The 18,858-nt window shown below is 55.6% G+C and carries 14 protein-coding genes; 9 read left to right on the plus strand and 5 right to left on the minus strand.

The genetic code is table 11. The annotated features are described in order from the left end of the window. Positions 1–15 precede the first annotated feature (15 nt). On the minus strand, positions 16–2,376 hold the full coding sequence (locus K5Y30_RS02855) for a membrane-bound PQQ-dependent dehydrogenase, glucose/quinate/shikimate family (protein ID WP_222210452.1): 2,361 nt from the start codon (positions 2,374–2,376) through the stop codon (positions 16–18). 367 nt (positions 2,377–2,743) lie between these two features. Here K5Y30_RS02855 and K5Y30_RS02860 point away from each other — a divergent pair, with 367 nt between their 5' ends. From K5Y30_RS02860 to K5Y30_RS02870, 3 genes are all read left to right on the plus strand, one after another. Continuing rightward, the gene (locus tag K5Y30_RS02860) at positions 2,744–3,673 is read left to right on the plus strand and encodes an aliphatic sulfonate ABC transporter substrate-binding protein (RefSeq protein WP_222210453.1); all 930 of its coding nucleotides are present in this window, start codon (positions 2,744–2,746) and stop codon (positions 3,671–3,673) included. Beyond that, a complete protein-coding gene (locus tag K5Y30_RS02865; RefSeq protein WP_222210454.1) occupies positions 3,670–5,013 on the plus strand; it encodes an LLM class flavin-dependent oxidoreductase in 1,344 nt (447 codons plus the stop codon). Before K5Y30_RS02860 ends, K5Y30_RS02865 begins: the two co-directional genes overlap by 4 nt. A 237-nt stretch (positions 5,014–5,250) precedes the next feature. After that, on the plus strand, positions 5,251–6,216 hold the full coding sequence (locus K5Y30_RS02870; protein ID WP_222210900.1) for a GT-D fold domain-containing glycosyltransferase: 966 nt from the start codon (positions 5,251–5,253) through the stop codon (positions 6,214–6,216). An 84-nt stretch (positions 6,217–6,300) separates the two neighbouring features. Here the strand turns inward: K5Y30_RS02870 and K5Y30_RS02875 are convergent, their stop codons facing one another. Continuing rightward, entirely contained in the window at positions 6,301–6,933 is a 633-nt protein-coding gene (locus K5Y30_RS02875) for a DapH/DapD/GlmU-related protein (RefSeq protein ID WP_222210455.1), read from the minus strand. Between the two features lie 132 nt (positions 6,934–7,065). On the opposite strand from K5Y30_RS02875, the gene K5Y30_RS02880 reads away from it, so the two are divergent. After that, entirely contained in the window at positions 7,066–7,968 is a 903-nt protein-coding gene (locus K5Y30_RS02880; RefSeq protein ID WP_222181982.1) for a ParB/Srx family N-terminal domain-containing protein, read from the plus strand. A 131-nt stretch (positions 7,969–8,099) separates the two neighbouring features. Here the strand turns inward: K5Y30_RS02880 and K5Y30_RS02885 are convergent, their stop codons facing one another. Continuing rightward, complete coding sequence (locus K5Y30_RS02885; protein WP_222210456.1) at positions 8,100–9,194, minus strand: tRNA-dihydrouridine synthase; 1,095 nt, start codon at positions 9,192–9,194, stop codon at positions 8,100–8,102. A gap of 103 nt (positions 9,195–9,297) precedes the next feature. Here K5Y30_RS02885 and K5Y30_RS02890 point away from each other — a divergent pair, with 103 nt between their 5' ends. Beyond that, positions 9,298–10,173, plus strand: a complete 876-nt coding sequence (locus K5Y30_RS02890; RefSeq protein WP_222210457.1) for a LysR family transcriptional regulator — start codon at positions 9,298–9,300, stop codon at positions 10,171–10,173. A 269-nt stretch (positions 10,174–10,442) separates the two neighbouring features. On the opposite strand, the gene K5Y30_RS02895 is transcribed toward K5Y30_RS02890, so the two are convergent. Beyond that, positions 10,443–12,836: a TIM-barrel domain-containing protein gene (locus K5Y30_RS02895; RefSeq protein WP_222210458.1), complete on the minus strand. Its 2,394-nt coding sequence runs from the start codon at positions 12,834–12,836 to the stop codon at positions 10,443–10,445. Positions 12,837–12,850: 14 nt separating this feature from the next. Beyond that, positions 12,851–14,152 (minus strand): MFS transporter, encoded by a 1,302-nt coding sequence (locus K5Y30_RS02900; RefSeq protein ID WP_222181975.1) that lies wholly within the window; start codon positions 14,150–14,152, stop codon positions 12,851–12,853. 230 nt (positions 14,153–14,382) lie between these two features. Between K5Y30_RS02900 and uxuA the strand changes: the two genes are divergently transcribed. The 4 genes from uxuA to K5Y30_RS02920 all read left to right on the plus strand — a co-directional run bounded on the left by uxuA (position 14,383) and on the right by K5Y30_RS02920 (position 18,829). Then, a complete protein-coding gene (gene uxuA / locus K5Y30_RS02905) occupies positions 14,383–15,576 on the plus strand; it encodes a mannonate dehydratase (protein WP_222181973.1) in 1,194 nt (397 codons plus the stop codon). Next, positions 15,573–16,991, plus strand: a complete 1,419-nt coding sequence (uxaC, locus tag K5Y30_RS02910; protein WP_222210902.1) for a glucuronate isomerase — start codon at positions 15,573–15,575, stop codon at positions 16,989–16,991. The genes uxuA and uxaC overlap by 4 nt, the downstream gene beginning before the upstream one ends. Positions 16,992–17,112: 121 nt before the next feature. Next, positions 17,113–17,889, plus strand: a complete 777-nt coding sequence (gene uxuR, locus K5Y30_RS02915) for a Uxu operon transcriptional regulator (protein ID WP_222181971.1) — start codon at positions 17,113–17,115, stop codon at positions 17,887–17,889. A 46-nt stretch (positions 17,890–17,935) separates the two neighbouring features. Beyond that, a complete protein-coding gene (locus K5Y30_RS02920; RefSeq protein WP_008110036.1) occupies positions 17,936–18,829 on the plus strand; it encodes a LysR family transcriptional regulator in 894 nt (297 codons plus the stop codon). Positions 18,830–18,858: the final 29 nt, after the last annotated feature.

The following is an 18,858-nucleotide window of genomic DNA, read 5'->3' on the forward strand; positions in this document are numbered from 1 at the left end:
TCTATTTCACTGCGATTACTTCAAACGGAATGCCACAACGCTGTCACCCGCCTGGGTGCCGAGCGAACCGTGACCGCCTGCGGCAATCACCACGTACTGCTTACCGTCTTTACCCATAAAGGTAGACGGCGTGGCTTGCGCACCGGCACTCAGCTCGGTCTGCCACAGCAGCTCGCCAGTGGTGCTGTCGTAGGCGCGGAAGAAGTTATCCGCTGTTGCACCGTGGAACACCAAATCCCCTGCGGTCAGCAATGGACCACCGTGCGCCACCATGCCCATCGGGAAGCCGATTGGGAAGCGGCCAGGCAGGAAGCTGGTCTTCAGGTTTTTGGTCACGCCCACACGGCGCAGCCATTCGGTTTTACCGGTCTTCAGATCCACGCCCACCATGCGGCCCCAAGGCGGCGCAACACAGGGAATGCCGAGGCCTGACGCCATCTGCTGGATATGGATCGCGTAGTCACCGTGGAAGTTTTCGTTCCAGTATGGCGTGCCATCTTTGGTAAACAGGCGCTCGGTGGCGGTCTGCTCGGTGCGTTTGATCAGGTTGTACTTGTAGGCCAGACGCACTGGCGCGGCAATCAACATTTGACGCTGCGGATCGACAGCAACAGAACCCCAGTTGAACACACCAATGTTGCCAGGGAAGATCAGTGAACCGCCTTCAGTTGCTGGCGTCCATGGATTGCCATCATAACGCAGGCTACGGAAATCCATGCGGCATGACATCTGGTCAAACGGCGTGATGCCCCACATTGACTTCTCGGTCAAGGGCTGCGGAATGAAGTTCAGGCTGGAAACCGGCTGAGTCGCCGCAAATTTCTCACCCGCTACGCCACCTTCAGTAGAAACCTTCACCTGGTTCACCGGATACACCGGCTGGCCGGTAAGACGGTTCAGCACAAACAGGTTGCCGGTTTTGGTCGGCAGGATCACCACAGGCTGCTTCTGACCCTGATAATCGATGTCCACCAGCGAAGGCTGTGACGGATTATCGCGGTCCCACAGATCGTGGTTGGAGCTCTGATAGCGCCATTTGAACGCACCAGTTTGCAGATCCAGCGCTACCAGCGCATCGCGGAACTTCTCGGTGTTGCTGTTCGGATCGCGTTCAATGCCCACTTCATCCGGTGAAGCGTTACCAAAGGGCACATAGACTACGCCATTTTTCAGGTCAGCACTCAGCGTGCCCCACGCCACTGGCGTGTCCTGCGGGTAGTTTTGACCTTCAGCGATTGGCGCGGTGTTTTCCGGGTTGGCCGGATCAAAGTTCCACACCAGACGACCGCTTTGTACGTCATAGGCACGAATCACGCCTGACGGGTTGCCGCTGTTGAAGCCGTTATCCATCACGGAACCGCCAACGATCACCAGCTTGCCCGCCACCAGCGGTGCTGCGGTTTGCATCAGCGCATGTGGACGCACTTCACCCATGTTGGCGTGCAGATCAACCACACCGTTCTGACCGAAATCAGCGCACGGTTTACCGGTATCGGCATCCAGCGCAATCAGCTGCGCATCGGTGGTGGCGTTGAAGATACGCTTACGGCAGATAGCCGGATTCGCTGCGCTATCCTGCGCGGCAGCCGGAGTTTCTTCGTAGTAGCTTACACCGCGACAGGTCTGATGCTGCTGCAGGTAAGAGCGATCTTTATTTGGCGTGAATTTCCACTTCACCGCGCCGGTTTCCGGATCAAGCGCATGCACTTCGTTATGCGGCGTACAGAAATACAGCATACCGTTGGCTTTCAGCGGCGTGGCTTCGAAGGTGTATTCGGTGGCATCCGCATCCTGGCGCAAATCGCCGGTGTGATAGGTCCATGCAACTTCGAGGTTTTTGACGTTCTCTTTGCTGATCTGATTCAGCGCCGAGAAACGCAGGCCGTCAGACGAACCACCGTACGCGGTCCAGTCGTTAGCGGCGCCCTGCTCGTTGTTCTGTTCGCGGGCATTGCTGATGGTGCCTTGCTGCGGAACCGGATCGTAGAAGCACAGACCAATCACCACCAAGATCATGATAATCACGGTGCCGCCGAGGAAGCCGTGGAAACGGCGTTCGCCGTGATACAGCGGTTTCACCACCCACGGCATCGCCAGCCACAGGCCGATCACGCCGAACAGGTCACCGCGTGGGATCCACTGCCATTTATCAAAGCCCACTTCCCAGATAATCCAGGCGAGCGTAATCCACATCAGCACCGCATACAGCGCCAGCGCGCTGCGCTGGTTGCGGAACAGTAAAATTGCGGTGATGAGTAAGCCCACCGCCATCAGCGCATAGAAGGCGCTGCCGCCCAGCATTAACAGCTTGCCGCCCATATACAGCAAGGCAATCGCCAGAATCGCGAGCACGATACTGGTTAGTTTGTTAACCATGCTAATCCCTCAACCATTTTCATCGAAAAACCTCAAAAATAACCCCACATAAAATCAACAGAATTTTAACGTACGTTACCGTTAAGTAAAAACCCGTTGCGAGGTGTGTCGTTAGCTCCGCTAATGAATGTAGTTTGGCTAATGGCTGCTAGCTGCCGCCTCGTTCATTCTGTGACTGAAATCACGTTTTATTTTCGTTGTGAGAATTAATCATTACTGAGGAAAATTCGCATTTTTTGATAACGGAAAATGGCGAGGATGCGCGATTTGGGGGCATTTCCGCCTGAGACATAACCTTGCGCAGATTTATTACTACGCCCGCTGTAGTAGAAAACTTACGCTGTTTTCTTTTTACCCGGGAAACGTTATGAAAATCACTTTATTAGCCAGCTCATTGTTGCTCCTCGCGGTGACTTCTCACGCTGCAACTGACCCACTGATCGTCGGCGATCAAAAAGGCAATGCTCGCGCGGTGATGTCCGCCGCTGGCGAGCTCAACAATGTGCCGTATGAAATCAAATGGTATGAGTTCCCCAACGCTGCGCCGCTGCTGGAGTCGCTCAACTCCCAGCATCTGGATGCCGGGTTGGTCGGCGATGGTCCGCTGTCGTTTGCCGTGGCCGCAGGCGCGCAAATCCGCGCTATTCAGGCATCGCAATATCTCGGCAATGCCATCCTGGTGAAAAAGAACAGCGCCCTGCACAGCATCGCCGACCTAAAAGGCAAGAAAGTGGCGACGGTAAAAGGATCGGCCGGGCAAAACATGGTGCTGAATGCGCTGCACGAAGCGGGTTTGCCAGATGACAGCGTCAGTTTTGTCTTTACCACGCCGTCGGAAGCGACGCTGGCGCTGGATAATGGCGCGGTGGATGCCGTGGCAACCTGGGAACCTTATGTGTCCTTTGCCGTGGCGCAGTCCGGCGATCGCATCGCCATCGACGGCAAAAACTCTCCGGTTTCAAACTATCTGGTGGCGACCGATAGCGCCATCGCCAGCAAGCGTGAGCAGCTCACGGACTTTCGCGAGCGCCTGATCCGCGCACGCGCGTGGGGCGTGGCGCATCCACAAGCCTACGCCAGCGAGATCGCCAAACTGCTGCGTCTGCCAGATGCGGTGGCGCTGAGTAAAGTGCAGCGTGAAAACAACGCGCCGGTTGAGGATTACGCGTTGGTGGAGAAACGCCAGCAGCTGGCAATTGATACCTTCACCCGCAGCGGCCTGATCAAACCCGGCTTAAAAGCCGACAAACTGGTGGATGCCTCCTTCTTTAACGCCAATGGAGCCGCCAAACCATGATGAACCTGGCGCTCTACCTCGACTCCGGCATTCATCAGGGCGGCTGGCGCCATCCCGATTCGGCCGCGACCGGCGGCAGCAACTGGCCGCTGTACCGCAAAATCGCCCAGCGCGCCGAAGCCGCGAAGCTGGACATGATTTTTGTCGCGGACAAGCTGGCAATTGATGATGTTTACGGCGGGCATCTGGCGCACACGGTGCAGCATCGTCAGGTTGGCTGGTCTGAACCCTTAACATTATTAGCCGCGCTGGCGGCGGTGACTGACAACATCGGCCTCGGCGGCACCGTATCTTCCTCCTATTCGGCGCCTTACACCACCGCGCGACAGCTGGCGAACATCGACCATATCAGCGGCGGACGCGCGGCGTGGAACGTGGTCACCTCGCTGAGCCACGCCGAAGCGCGCAACTTTGGTCGCAGCGAGCACTTTAGCCATGAAGACCGCTATCGCCGCGCGGCCGAATTTATCGATGTCATGAAAGCGCTGTGGGACAGCTTTGAAGAGGACGCGCTGATTCTGGATAAAGCGCAGGCGCGCTTTGCCGACCCGACACGCTTCCATCGGCTTGATCATCAGGGTGAATCTTTCGACGTGCAGGGACCGCTTAACTTGCCGCGTCCGCCGCAAGGCCATCCGGTGGTGATTCAGGCTGGCGTATCGGAAGCCTTTATCGATCTGGCCGCGCAACAGGCGGAAGTGCTGTTTGTGGTGCAACCCAATCGGGAACGCGCGCAGCAGTTTTATCAAAACCTAAAACAGCGTGCGCTGCAGTATCAGCGTCAGCCCGATCAACTGCGCATTCTGCCCGGCATGGTGCCGATTGTCGGCAATACGCAGCGCGATGCCGAGGAGCGTGCGGCGTACCTGAAATCATTGATTACCGTGGAATCGGGCCTCAGCTTTGTCTCGGCCAGCATGAATATCGATCTGTCGCAGTATCCCATTGACGGTCCGGTTCCTGATCTGCGTGAAAAGATCACCGGCAGCAAAGGCCGCTTTCAGTATGTGATCGCCAGCGCCATTGAGCAGAACCTGACGCTGGGTGAGATGGCAAAACGCTACGCCGAGAGCTTGTCATTCCCGGCGCCGACCGGCACGGCGGATAGCATTGCGCAGCAGATGATTGACTGGTATCAGCATCAGGCCTGCGACGGTTTTGTCATTCTGCCCACCTACATTGACGAGAACGAAGATCGCTTCCTCGAACAGGTTGTCCCGCGCCTGCAGGCTGCGGGCGTCTTCCGAAGCGACTATCAACCGGGCACGCTGCGCGATCGTTTAGGCTTAGTAAAGCCGGAAAATCGCTTTCACCGTTCGTCATCAATTGAAATAACTTAATTAATCATTATTGCGCTGCTGCGATTATTCCTGGCGACAATTATCATAGCAGCGCGAATAAGCGCGGTTTTATTACGCTTTTTATTTACGCCCTCTTCATTGAACCTTTTTTAAATTGATTAGCCATTGCGTGGCAATGACTTTTTGAGAGTTTCCTCAGCCTGTTATCCCAGATTGAGCGTGATATAAATCACGTAACTGCTCTGCGGCAAGGCCGCTAATAAAAAGAAGGTGATGATGATCAGCGCAGATTTCTTTTATCGTAAATTACGTTTTCCTTTTAAACTCACACACGCTGCTTTTAAGTTTCCGGTAGCCAATGCGCGAGCCCGGCAATATCAGGTGATGTCGCCTGAACAGACCATTGACCTGCTGCTCAGCGACCACAAGCTCTCCGTAAGCCGCTATGGCGACGGCGAACTGGAAATGACCTTGTTCAAGAATATCGGTTTTCAATCTTTCGATGAACGACTCTCTATTCGCCTTAAAGAGATATTACGGCGCGGAAGTCAGCCGAAGAATCCCTGTTTATTATGTATGCCCGATGCCTTTCGCGGCACCTCGAATATGCGTTTTGGTTCGGCCCTATTCTGGTTTTTTCATAAAGCGTTTTATTTTCGCCATTATGAAACGTTATTAAAGAAAGATTATCGCTACGGCAACACCTCCGTTACGCGCCCCTATCACGATTATAAGGATAAGCAGCAGGCTGCTCGCGTATTTAATAAGTTCAAACAGCTGTTCAGCGATAAAAAGATATTAATTGTGGAAGGCAGCGGCACGCGTCTCGGCATCGATAACGATCTGCTCGATGGCGCGCGGCAGATTAAACGCATCACCACGCTCAATCGTAATGCCTTCTCGGTCTACAACGATCTCTACAGCTCGGTACTGGCGCACGCACACGATTACGATATGGTGCTGATGTCGCTCGGCCCCACCGCCACGGTGCTGGCTTACGATCTCAGCCAGCATGGCATTCGCTGCATTGATACCGGCCACATTGATATAGAGTACGAATGGATGCGCAGTGCCGCGCGTGACAAGGTGCAGGTGGCCGGCAAGAACGTCAATGAAGTTGGCGTGTTACTCAGCGACGATGCGCGCGACGCCGATGAGCATTATCGCCAGCAGATTTTGCTGCATGTCGGGTTGCCGCAGGAAGCGGTGTTGTCGGCGATGGTGATGCATCCGCCGATCTAATCCACATCGCAAGCAATCGCAAAAACAGGGCATTTTGAGATTGCTTGCGATTCGCTGCGACGACAAATGGCGCTTGCAGCGGAGTTATCTGCCGTGCCGCTGGCAAAATGCGCGGAGATCGGAGGACTGAAAATCCGCCAGATTCGCCATCAGCTTCTCCAGCGGCCAGTTCCACCAGGCAATCGCCTGCAGCTGTGCGGCAATATCCGCCGCGAAACGTGCACGGATCACTTTGGCTGGCACGCCACCGACAATGGTGTAAGGCGGCACATCTTTCGTCACCACCGCACCGGCCGCCAGCACCGCGCCATCACCCACCGTCACGCCCGGCAGTACGATCACGCCATGGCCAATCCACACATCATTGCCAATGATCACGCGATCGGCGCGACGCTCGGCAAAGAAGCCATTATCGCGCTCCGCCTGCGCATCGTAGTATTCCGGACAGTAGGTGAAACGGTGCTGCGAGGCGCGATCCATCGGGTGATTGGGTGCGCCAATCCGCACATGATTAGCAATGGCGGTAAAGCGCCCAATTTGCGCATCGGCGACGCAGCAATGCTCTCCCAGATAGGAGAAGTCACCCAGTTCGCTGTATTCGATATAGGTTTCGGCCAGCACTTCACATTGCGCGCCAATCTGGATTTCGCGCATGCGCACGCTGGGATCGATAACGGTGTGTTGCAGTTTTGCCGGTTGCACAGCAGCAAGTGCCATAATCAAAGCTCCGTGTGGTCAGATGTCTGGATGACCGGTTGCAACTGGGCAACCGCGAGCGACAACACTACAGCGGCAAAATGACACTAATGCTATTGTGCGCATCTGTTTCAGGCGATTTGAGGAAAGGGAATGAGAACACCGTGGTCAATACTGGCGCTGTTGTGGTCAACCGGACAGGCATCCGCCGCGCTGCCCGCCGACATCAAAGCCGGTGATATTGTGCAAGTGCAGTTAGCGCAACTCCATCCGACGCAGGCCGCGATTGGCTATCGTCAGCTGGATTACAAACAGCATCGTTATGAAGCCGAACCGAAAAAGCTGTTCGATGATTATTGCGAAAGTATGGGGCAGAAAGGCGTTGATAAATTTGACAGTAAATCACGTCTCTCGCAGCCCAGCAGCTTCAGCTGTAAAGCGCCGGTCGGCAGCGAACCGGGGCCGATGAAAACGGCGGTGATTGCGCCGGATAACGTGCTGTACCTTACCGATGGTCATCATACTTTCAGCAATTTCGCCGATATCGCCGGTCTTAACACGCCGGTGCAGGTGCGCATCACCGATGACTTCCGCAGCCTGAAAACCATGTCCGCCTTCTGGCAAAAAATGGAAACGGCACATCTGGTATGGCTGGATACGCCTGCTGGCAAAATTAAACCGGACGCGCTGCCGAAAGAGTTGGGCCGCCAGCATATGCAGAATGATGAATATCGCTCGCTGGTCTATTTCGTGCGTGACATTGGCTTTGAGAAGGAGCAGAATCCGCCGCCGTTCCTCGAGTTCTACTGGGGCAAATGGCTGGAAACGCAGCTGCCGCTGAAGAACTTTGACCTCAACAATCGCAGCGGTTACGCCAAAGCGCTGGAAACCATCGCTGAGAAGATGACCAGCGTGCCGAAAGACACGGTAATTGCGCACAGCGATAGCGGCCCGCTGACGGCGGATCGGTTAGGTGCACGCAAGAAAGTGAATGAGAAGAAGCTGGAGAAGCTGGTCTCCGACAAGGGCAAACTGACGTGGGCTTTTGCGCAATAATCATACGGTCGCCATAAATGGCGACCCTACAAAGGATTGGTGCGTTTTTCGTAGGGTGCGCGTTCATGCGCACCTGCATACATATGCAAATTAATGAAAACGTTACGCTCACTCAGCGCTTTTGCCAAACGTTAAACCAATTCGCAGTTTTTCACACCCGCCGATGGCGCCAGCAGATTTTTATCAAATTCGCGCAGTGCCACGCCATCACGAATACGCATCGGCCAGTCGGGATTGGCCAGCGCGCTTTTGCCTATCGACACATAATCTGCGCCCTGCTCCAGCGCCTGCGCCGCCGTGCTGGCATCACTTAACGCGCCATTGGCGATAATCGGCAATTTCGGTGCCGCCTGGCGCGCAATTTGCACCAGCGACAGCGGCGAATCGGCAAATGCCGGTTGCAGCGCGTCATATTCAGTCAGATGCAGATAATCCACGCCGGCCTCAGCAATCGCGGCGAATACCAGACGCGCGCCCGCTTCACCTTCTTGCCATTTGTGATGAAAATCATTCACTTTGCCCTGTGAGAGGCGAATTCCCAGCGTAACATCCTTGCCTACGCGCTGGCGCACCGCGGCGATCACCGCCAGCGTCAGAGACAAACGTGCCACGATATCGCCGCCCCAGCGATCGTTGCGCTGATTGGTGTAATCGGTAAAGAACTGGTCAAGCAGATAGCCGTTAGCGCCATGAATTTCGATGCCATCGAAACCCGCTTCGCCGATTGCCCGCGCCGCAGTGTGCGCAAAGCTGTCGATCACCTGCTGGATCTGCTCTTCATCCATTTCGCGTGGCAGCGGATAGGCACCATGACCGTGATAGAAACCGAGTTGTTCCCCGCGCGGCTGCACTGCTGAGGGCGCAAGCGTGTCCGGACGATAGATGTTGCCCTGCGATATCGCCCCGGCATGCATCAACTGCGCAATGATTTTGCCGCCATGCTGATGCACCCGATTGGTGATCGCGCGCCAGCCGGCGCTCTGTTTGGCGTTAATCAGCCCCGCCTGAAACGCATAGGTTTGCGACCAGGCTTCATCGATATAGATGCCTTCGGTGATGATGGCGCTAAAGCCGCCGCGCACGAAGCGCTGATAGTAGTGCTGCATACGTTCACCCGGTATGCCGTCAACGCTGGCGGAGATGCGCGTCATAGGCGCCACCAAAATGCGATTCTTCAGCGCCAGCCGATTCAGTGTGTCGCTCTGAAAAAGATGTTTATCACTCATATTGCTCTCTGGATGCGGATTATCTACAGAGCGCAGTATATTCGGTCGCCACAGGGACAAAAATGGCCGATGATGATACGTCTGTATAACGGAAATCGTTACAATGAACTCAAAAGATGTTGAGGTGTTCCTGATGGTCACCCAGACGCGCAGCCTGACGCAGGCCGCGCGGCGACTGAACACCACGCCGATGACGGTCTCACGCCGACTCGCCTCGCTGGAAGAAGATCTCGGCGTGCGCCTGCTGCATCGCACCACCCGCGCCATTGCGTTAACAGATGAAGGTGAAGAGTTTCTGCCTTACGCCAAGACCCTGACGGAAACCGAACAGAGCGCGCGCAATCTGTTCTCGCCAGATAAACAGGGCGCCACCGGCCAGCTGCGCATCACCGCGCCTTCTGGCTTTGGCCGCCGCACCATTATTCCATTGCTGCCCGCGCTGATGGCGGAGAATCCCGAACTGAAAATCGATTTCCAGCTCAGCGATAACGTCACCGATATTGTTGGGCTCGGCTGCGATGTCGCCATTCGCATCGCCCCGCTGCGGGATTCACGCTTAGTGGCGCAGCGGCTGGCGGACAATCCGCGCGTGCTCTGTGCTTCTCCAGACTATCTGGCGCGCTTCGGCACTCCACAACTGCTGGCCGATTTGCATCAGCATAACTGCCTGCGTTTATCCGGCGTGCCGCAATGGAGTTTTACAGTCGACGACCATATTTCCAGTGTCAGCGTTGAGGGCCGTTTCAGCGGCAGCAATGTGGAAGGCGTGCGCACTTTGTGCGTGGCGGGCAGCGGCATCGCCCAGCTCTCTGCGTGGGATGTGCAGCAGGAACTGGCGGCAGGTGAACTGATTGAAATTGCCTTGCAAGATGCCCAACCGCAGCTGCTCGGCGTCTGGGCGCTGTTTCCCACCGCACGGCATCTGCCAACGCGCGTCACGGTTTTTCTAAACGCCCTAAAACAGGCGATGGCGCGCTAATTCAGAAAATGTGAACGGCGAATCAGGGGCAAAATCTGGATGCGGAAGAGGTGGGATTAACCGCGAAGAAAATTAAAATCGACGCGTTTCTTGAACTGATTCTGGCAGGAAAGATCAGCGACGCGACATCGGTTACCGCGTTTCTGCTGGCGCGGGCGAAAGGGTTAATTTATTAATCTATTTTGCTTTTTTCAAGGTGCGCATGAATGCGCACCCTACGAATACAACATCGATGTAGGGTCGCCATTCATGGCGACCCATCACCAGCATTACACTGCTGCAATATCTGCCAACACTGCTTCTGCCTGCGCCTTATCGACCGCCACGCCATCAATAAACAACTGACGCTGTTCACCCGGCGGCAGCATCACTTTCAACGTCTGCCAGGCTGGCTGGAAGCTGCCTTTACACTGGAAGCTGAGGTGAATCGCCTCAGCATCGCTGCGCATTTCCCAATTCAGCCAAAGTGCGTTGCCCTGCTGATAAGCCCAGCTTTCGCCATCATCCTCAAACAGCACACCCTGGCTAACCCCTTTGCCTTTCAGCGGGAACAGCTGCAAGGTGCGGCGATCGTCAGCTTGTGCATCAACATGACGCAGGCGATCGCTGAGCGGTAAGGCCGCTCCGGCACGCACCAGCATCGGCTGGGTTTCCAGCGGAGCCGCCAGCGTGATCCATTGACCGCCGCTGAACCATTGCTGGGTAGCAAAGTCATACCAGCCGGTTTGGTTATCGGGCAGCCACAGGCGACGCTCGCGCTGACCGGGTTCGACCACGCTGGCCACCAGCAGATCGCGGCCCAGCATAAACTCATCGCACTCGGCGAACGTCTGCGCATCCTGTTCATGATCGAGGAAAGTCGGACGCAGCATCGGTTCATCGTCAGCATGCGCCTGCCACAGCAGCGTATAGAGATAAGGCAGCAGTCGATAACGCAGTTCAATCGCGGCGCGGATCGCAGGCGTAGCCGCCGGATACATCCAGGGTTCATTGACGGTGTGATCGTCATTCCACGAGTGAATGGTGAAACGCGGATGCATCACGCCGTTTTGTACCCAGCGCACAAACAGTTCTGCATCTGGCTTATCGCCGGAGAAACCACCGACATCATGTCCCACGTTGTATAAACCGGACAGGCTCATGCCCAATCCCATGCGGATGTTGTAACGCAGCGTGGTCCAGTTGGTGCGGTTATCGCCGCTCCAGGTTTGCACATAACGTTGCATCCCGGCGCAGCCTGAACGGGAAATCAGGAACGGGCGTTTTTCCGGTGCGAAACGCTGCTGCGCTTCCATTGAGGCGCGCATCATCAGCAGCGGCATCACCGGGCGAATGTGTTTGATGGCAATTGGCGTACCGAAACCGTGGCAGCGCGCTTCGCCATCCCATACTTCATATTCGTTGTTGTCATTCCAGGTGGAATCGATGCCCTTTTCCAGCAGCTGTTTGGTGACGTTTTCCTGCCACCAGGCGACGGCTTGCGGATGGGTAAAATCGAGATGTGAACCTTCGTCATCCCAGAACACCGAACGCTCAGGCGCATCCTCTTCCGAGTCGCGGATAAACAGCCCTTGTTCCGCCACTTCGTTATAACGCGGATGATCCTGCAACAGGCACGGTTTGATATTAGCGGCGAGGCGCAAGCCCGCGTCGTGAAATGCCTGGCTCATCACTTCCGGCTGCGGCACTTTGTCGTAGTTCCAGTTGAACACGTAGCGCTTGTTGTTAATTGAGGTGTAGCCCGATGAAAGCTGGAATGAATCGCACGGAATATCGTGCTCTTCGCACAGGCGGATGAAGTTCATCAGCTGATTTTGCGCATCTGACGCATCGGTGTAATGCATGGTTGAACCGCTGTAGCCGAGGCTCCATTTTGGGCCGAACAGCGTTTTACCGGTCAGACGCACAAAGGCTTTGGTGACATCCAGCACCTTGTCACCAACAAACAGGTAATAGTCGATATCACCGCTTTCGGCCTGCCAGCGGCGATACGGTTTGTGATAGTTATCGAGTTCATTACCGAGATCAAACCAGCTGCTGCTGAGGTTATCGTAATAGAGACCAAAGCTAACGTCGGTACGACGCGTGATGGTAAACGGCACATGCTTGTACAGCGGATCGGTGGAGGCCGCGTTGTAGCCCATCGCATCAAGGTTACGCATCTCATAGCGCTGGCCGTTACGCTGCAAATCGCCACTTTTCTCGCCCAAGCCATAATAACGATCGTCGTTCATGCGGCACTGATAGTGCGCCACGCCATCGCCGTGCGCGTTGATTTGATAAGCACTGGTTGGACGGTCGCAGGTCAGCAGCTGCCACGTGCCGTGGCTGTCGCAATATTGCCACTCCAGCGCCAGCGGTTGATGGACTCTTACCCGCAGTTTATCGGTGGCCACCACCAGCGTGTCGCCCTCTTCTTCCAGCGTGAACGATGGCAAAGCGAAGCCGGCCAGGCTATCGCGCTGACGCCCTTCCCACGGCACATCGCTTTCTGGCGCGATGCTCCAGGTGCGATCAAGGCTATACGTGCCCTGACGTTTAATCACCACGCGGAACATACCCGTTTCCAGCACATACAGACACAGCGTGTGTTTGCCGTCGACGGTTAACGCCACGTGGTGTGCATCGGAACCGGCTAATGACCAATTTTTTAACGTTTTCATCGTTACCTACTTTTTCATGCGCGCTGGGCGCGACGTTCAGCAATAAAAGCAATCAGGAATACGGCGCCAATCAGGTCGAAGAAGCCCATGGCGACAAACAGCGGATTAAAGCCAATGGTGTCGGCGGTCACGCCGATCAGCAGTGAGAACAGGAAGCTAGAGATCCAGGCAAACGAGCCGCGCATGCCGTTGACGGTGGCCATCTGGCCTTTATCAAACTTCTCCACCACCAGCGCGCTCAGCATGCAGGAGATGATTTGATGGCCGAAACCACCAATCGAGATTAGCGCAATCGCTACGTAAGGATCTTTAGTGACCGCCACCAGCGCCAGCGACAGCATCAGGAAAGCGCCCGTCACCGAACTCGCCACCACGGAATTGACTTGGGTAAAACCAAAGATTTTGGTGTAGAGCCGCGTCAGATAACCGCTGGCCGCGCTGCCTAAATCGGCGGCGAGGAACGGCAGCCAGGCGAACATAGCAATCTGCTTCAGATCCATACCCAGCTCTTTCGCCAGATAGAGCGGCACCCAGAAGCTCAGCACGCCCCAGGCAGGTTCAGCCATAAAGGCGGGAATGGCGATGCCGTAAAAACGTTTGTTTTTCGACACGGTTTTCAGCGCGGTAAAGAACGGCAGTTTCACTGCTGGCGGTTCATTATCCTGACGAATAAATTCCAGTTCCGAGGCCTGCAGATTGGGATGTTGCTCCGGATCGCGATAGAACCACCACCACAGCACCACCCAACCCAACGCCAGGCAGCCGGTGAACAGGAACGCGCCCTGCCAGCCAAAGGAAGCGTGCGCAAAGTAGATAATCGGCGGTGCCAGCATCGCGCCAAGCGAGAAACCCACCCCCGCCCATCCGGCGGCGATAGGACGCTCTTTTTTCGGGAACCATTCGCCAATCACTTTGGCGTTAGCGGGCGTGGCTGCTGCTTCTGCACCGCCCATGACAAAACGCAGGATAGCCAGATGCACCCAACTGGCCGCGCCAGCGTGGAACAAACAGGCGACGGCCCAAATGGTGGCGCAGATCAGGAAGCCGACTTTCAGGCCAATAACGTCGATCAGCCAGCCGCAAATGGGTTGAAAGAAGGTATACGCCAGCTGGAATGCGCCGACGATCCAGGAATATTGTTCGGTGGTGATGTTAAGACTGGTTTTGAGCTCCGGTGCCAGCAAGCCCAACGAGTTACGGGTGATGTAGTTGACCGTAACGCCTGCTAAGAACAGCACCAATACCCACCAGCGCAGATTGCGCAAGGTGCGTTTGGTGCCTGCGGCGGTTATCCCTGGGTTTAAACTGCGGTTCATCTGATTCTCCGTTAGTGAGTCATTTCTAACCATCCGCCAGGAGTGAACCACAGTTGCGAAAAGTGGTCGCCAGATTGATGTCGCAAATGTGATCTGGTTAACCAAAATCACTTACCAGGTTGACTTAACCCCGTAAAGAGCAGAGTTTTAATCCGGAATCGCGTAGTTATTATCTGATGTAGCGCGCTAATAAAGAATATTGGTCAACCAATAGTGAGTGAGGTAACAACATGAAGCAGACCTGGCGCTGGTACGGCCCCAACGATCCTGTCTCTCTGTCCGATGCGCGCCAGGCGGGCGCAACCGGCATCGTCACCGCACTGCACCACATCCCTAATGGCGAAGTGTGGTCAGTCGACGAAATCATGCAGCGCAAGGCGCTGGTGGAAGCCGCCGGTTTGGTGTGGTCGGTGGTGGAGAGCGTGCCGATTCATGAAGAGATTAAAACCGGCAGCGGCCGCTGCCAGCACTGGATCAGCAATTATCAGCAGTCGCTGCGCAACCTGGCGCAGTGCGGCATTAAAACCGTGTGCTACAACTTCATGCCTATCCTCGACTGGACGCGCACCGATCTCGAATATCTGCTGCCGGATGGCGCGAAAGCCCTGCGTTTTGATCAGATTGAGTTCGCGGTGTTTGAACTGCACATTCTGCAGCGTCCCGGCGCGGAGCAGGATTACAGTACGCAAGAGATCGCCGAGGCTGCTGAACGCTTTGCAACGATGAGTGAAGAGCACCGTAACCGCCTGATGCGCAACATCATCGCCGGTTTGCCGGGTGCGGAGGAAGGCTACACGCTGGATCAATTCCGCGCCCAGCTGGCGCGTTATGAAGGTATCGGTAAGGCCGAGCTGCGTGAGAATTTTGCCACCTTCCTGCGCGCCATTGTCGCGGTTGCGGAAGAAGTGGGCGTACGCATGGCGGTACATCCGGACGATCCGCCGCGCCCGATTCTCGGCTTACCGCGCATCGTTTCCAACGCCGACGATCTGCAATGGATGATCGATACCGTCAGCAGCCCCGCCAACGGTTTCACCATGTGTACCGGCTCGTACGGCGTGCTGGCAGAGAATGATTTAGCCGGCATGGTTAAGCGCTTCGGCCCGCGCATCTACTTCGCGCATCTGCGTTCCACCAAACGGGAAGAGAACCCCAACAGCTTCCATGAAGCCGCACATTTGGCTGGCGATGTCGATATGTTTGCGGTAATCAAGGCGATTGCCGAAGAGGAGCAGCGACGCAAAGCCGCAGGACAGCCGGATTTGATTCCGATGCGTCCCGACCACGGCCACCAGATGCTGGATGATCTGAAGAAGAAAACCAATCCCGGCTACTCGGCGATTGGTCGTCTGAAAGGATTGGCTGAAATTCGCGGCGTCGAACTGGCGATCCACCGCGCCTATTTTGCTCAGGACGCCCAATAATGCGCTTTATGGATGAAGATTTTCTGCTGCAGAGCGACGTCGCGCGGCGCTTATATCACGACTTCGCTGCGGATATGCCGATCTACGATTATCACTGTCACCTCAATCCGCAGGAGATTGCTGAAGATCGTCGCTTCGCCAACCTTGGCCAAATCTGGCTGGAAGGCGATCACTACAAATGGCGCGCGCTGCGTGCCGCGGGCGTCGATGAGTCGTTGATCACCGGCAAGAACACCAGCGACTACGACAAGTATCTCGCCTGGGCGCAAACGGTGCCAAAAACCCTCGGCAACCCGCTCTATCACTGGACACACCTTGAACTGCGTCGCCCGTTTGGCATCACCGATACGCTGTTTGGCCCGGACACCGCGCCTGCGATCTGGCAGCGCTGCACGGAACAACTGGCGACGCCGGAATTTTCTGCGCGCGGCATCATGCGCCAGATGAAGGTGCGCATGGTGGGCACCACCGACGATCCGGTTGATTCGCTGCTCTATCACCGCCAAATCGCCGATGACCGCAGCTTTGATATTGACGTTGCGCCGAGCTGGCGTCCGGACAAAGTCTTCAAAATCGAGCTGGAGGGTTTTGTCGACTATCTTGGTCGTCTGGAAGCCGCCGCCGATGTCGGCATCGACAGCTTTGATGCGTTACGCCGCGCGCTTTTGCGGCGTCTTGACCACTTCTCCGCCCACGGTTGTCGCGCATCGGATCACGGTATCGAAATCCTGCGCTTTGCGCCGGTGCCGGACGACAGCCTGCTCGATACTATTTTGGCGAAACGTCGCCGTGGCGATGTGCTGGATGAATTGGAAATCGCCCAGTTCAGCAGCGCGGTGTTGGTGTGGCTCGGCAGCGAATATGCGCGGCGCGGCTGGGTAATGCAGCTGCACATCGGCGCGATACGTAACAACAGCACGCGCATGTTCAGCCAGCTCGGGCCAGACAGCGGCTTTGATTCGATTGGAGATAACAATATTGCCTGGCCGCTGGCGCGCCTGCTGGATGCGATGGACCTCAACGATCAGCTGCCGAAAACCATTCTTTATTGCCTCAATCCGCGCGATAACGAAGTGCTGGCCACCATGGCGGGCAACTTCCAGGGCGCGGGCATTGCTGGCAAGGTGCAGTTCGGTTCTGGCTGGTGGTTCAACGATCAGCGCGATGGCATGCTGCGTCAGCTGGAGCAACTGTCGCAAATCGGCTTACTCAGCCAGTTTGTCGGCATGCTGACCGATTCACGCAGCTTCCTCTCCTATACGCGCCACGAATACTTCCGCCGTATTCTGTGCAATCTGCTGGCGCAGTGGGTGAAAGACGGCATTGTGCCGCACGATGAGCCGATGCTCGGCAGCATGCTGCGCGACATTTGCTTCAACAATGCCGAACGCTATTTCGCGCTGAACGCCAGGTGAGTTAGGCCTGGTCACGGCACGCCGTGACCAGGCCGATTCTTATTCGCTATGCTATAGTGCGCGTCTCTGAGTGAGGCTGTATCAGAGGTTGTGAATCCTTTAACACACAGAAAAGAGCACGATGAAAACTCAAACTTCAGCACAGCGCCCTTATCAGGAAGTCGGGGAAATGCTCCGCCAGATGATCACGCAGAAACAGTATGCGGTGGGCGAACGGCTGCCGCCGGAGCGCGAACTCGCCGCGCTGCTGGATGTGACGCGTACGCTGGTGCGAGAAGCGCTGATCATGCTGGAGCTAGAAGGATTAATCGAGGTGCGGCGTGGTGCGGGCATCTATGTGATTCACGATTCGCCCCAGCAACCCGTTTCGCTTCATAAAGCCAGCAACGATGCCGGCCCCTTTGAAATGTTGCAGGCGCGTCAGCTGCTGGAAAGCAATATCGCCGAGTTCGCCGCGCTGCAAGCCACGCGTGAAGACATCATGAAGATGCGCCAGGCGCTGGAGCTGGAAGAGAAAGAGCTGGCTTCCGGTGCGGTCAACCAAAGTGAAAACGGCGATCGCAATTTCCACCTGGCGATTGCCGAAGCCACGCATAACAGCATGCTGGTTGAGCTATTTAAGCAATCCTGGCAGTGGCGCGAAGATAACGTGATGTGGAGCCAGCTGCATCGTCATCTGGTCAACAACGATTACCGCAAACAGTGGCTCGACGATCACAAAAAGATCCTCGCGACGCTGATCAAGAAAGACGCACGCGCCGCCAAACTGGCGATGTGGCAACACCTGGAAAACGTGAAACAGCGGCTGCTGGAGTTCTCAGACGTTGATGATATTGATTTCGATGGTTATCTGTTTGAATCCTGGCCGCTGTACGCCACTCATAATCCGCCTAACTAATTTGCGTTTCCTCTTTTGACGCCACGACAGTAATAAGGTCAACCACATGCTGCGGGAAAACTTCAACGACCTGATCTATTTAGTGATGGTGGCGCGCGAATGCAGCTTCACGCGCGCTGCGGCCAAATTAGGCGTGTCGCAATCGGCGCTAAGCCACTCGATTCGCGGTCTTGAAGAGCGATTAAACACGCGTTTATTAACGCGCACCACGCGCAGTGTCGCGCCAACCGAAGCAGGTGAAAACCTGATTCAGAGCGTGGCACCGATGATGGCTGACATTGAAAAAGCCCTGCTGCAACTAGCCGATAATCAGGGCAAGCCGTCGGGGAATATTCGTATTACCGCGGGCGAACATGCGCTGTCTTCGACGTTGTGGCCGCTGCTCAAACCGTTTCTGCAAGCCTATCCGGAAGTGAATGTAGAGCTCTCTGTTGATAACACCTTAACGGATATCGTCAGCGGGCGTTTCGATGCCGGCGTGCGACTCGGCGAGAGCATTGAGAAAGATATGGTGGCGGTGAGAATCGGCCCTGACTGGAAAATGGTGACAGTTGCATCGCCTGACTATTTGCAAAAACACGGCATTCCCACCACGCCCTACGAATTGCAGAATCACAACTGCATTAATATGCGCCTTCCTACGCTGGGAGGATTATATAGCTGGGAGTTCAGCAAAGATGGCAAAGATATTCGCGTTAAAGTTGAAGGGCAGCTGATATTTAATAATCTGGCTTCGCGTATTGATGCGGTACTGTCCGGCATGGGTATTGCCCATGTACCCGAGGATACCGTTAAACAGCACATCGCCACCGGCGAACTGCAATGCCTGCTTGAAGACTGGAGCGAACCGTTTAGCGGATATTATCTCTATTATCCGAGCCGCAAACAGCACACCGCCGCGTTTGAGAAATTGATTGAAGCGATTAAATACAAGGGCTGAAAGTTTAGCATCTATGACGTAATACTTTG

Origin of the sequence: Pantoea sp. DY-5, assembly GCF_019795955.1 — a bacterium.
In the GTDB taxonomy this organism is placed as follows: domain Bacteria; phylum Pseudomonadota; class Gammaproteobacteria; order Enterobacterales; family Enterobacteriaceae; genus Pantoea; species Pantoea leporis.

Coding starts and splice junctions, on each gene's coding strand:
- K5Y30_RS02855 (WP_222210452.1), bottom strand. CDS start 2,376: ATGGTTAACAAACTAACCAGTATCGTGCTCGCGATTCTGGCGATTGCC.
- K5Y30_RS02860 (WP_222210453.1), top strand. CDS start 2,744: ATGAAAATCACTTTATTAGCCAGCTCATTGTTGCTCCTCGCGGTGACT.
- K5Y30_RS02865 (WP_222210454.1), top strand. CDS start 3,670: ATGATGAACCTGGCGCTCTACCTCGACTCCGGCATTCATCAGGGCGGC.
- K5Y30_RS02870 (WP_222210900.1), top strand. CDS start 5,251: ATGATCAGCGCAGATTTCTTTTATCGTAAATTACGTTTTCCTTTTAAA.
- K5Y30_RS02875 (WP_222210455.1), bottom strand. CDS start 6,933: ATGGCACTTGCTGCTGTGCAACCGGCAAAACTGCAACACACCGTTATC.
- K5Y30_RS02880 (WP_222181982.1), top strand. CDS start 7,066: ATGAGAACACCGTGGTCAATACTGGCGCTGTTGTGGTCAACCGGACAG.
- K5Y30_RS02885 (WP_222210456.1), bottom strand. CDS start 9,194: ATGAGTGATAAACATCTTTTTCAGAGCGACACACTGAATCGGCTGGCG.
- K5Y30_RS02890 (WP_222210457.1), top strand. CDS start 9,298: ATGAACTCAAAAGATGTTGAGGTGTTCCTGATGGTCACCCAGACGCGC.
- K5Y30_RS02895 (WP_222210458.1), bottom strand. CDS start 12,836: ATGAAAACGTTAAAAAATTGGTCATTAGCCGGTTCCGATGCACACCAC.
- K5Y30_RS02900 (WP_222181975.1), bottom strand. CDS start 14,152: ATGAACCGCAGTTTAAACCCAGGGATAACCGCCGCAGGCACCAAACGC.
- uxuA (WP_222181973.1), top strand. CDS start 14,383: ATGAAGCAGACCTGGCGCTGGTACGGCCCCAACGATCCTGTCTCTCTG.
- uxuR (WP_222181971.1), top strand. CDS start 17,113: ATGAAAACTCAAACTTCAGCACAGCGCCCTTATCAGGAAGTCGGGGAA.
- K5Y30_RS02920 (WP_008110036.1), top strand. CDS start 17,936: ATGCTGCGGGAAAACTTCAACGACCTGATCTATTTAGTGATGGTGGCG.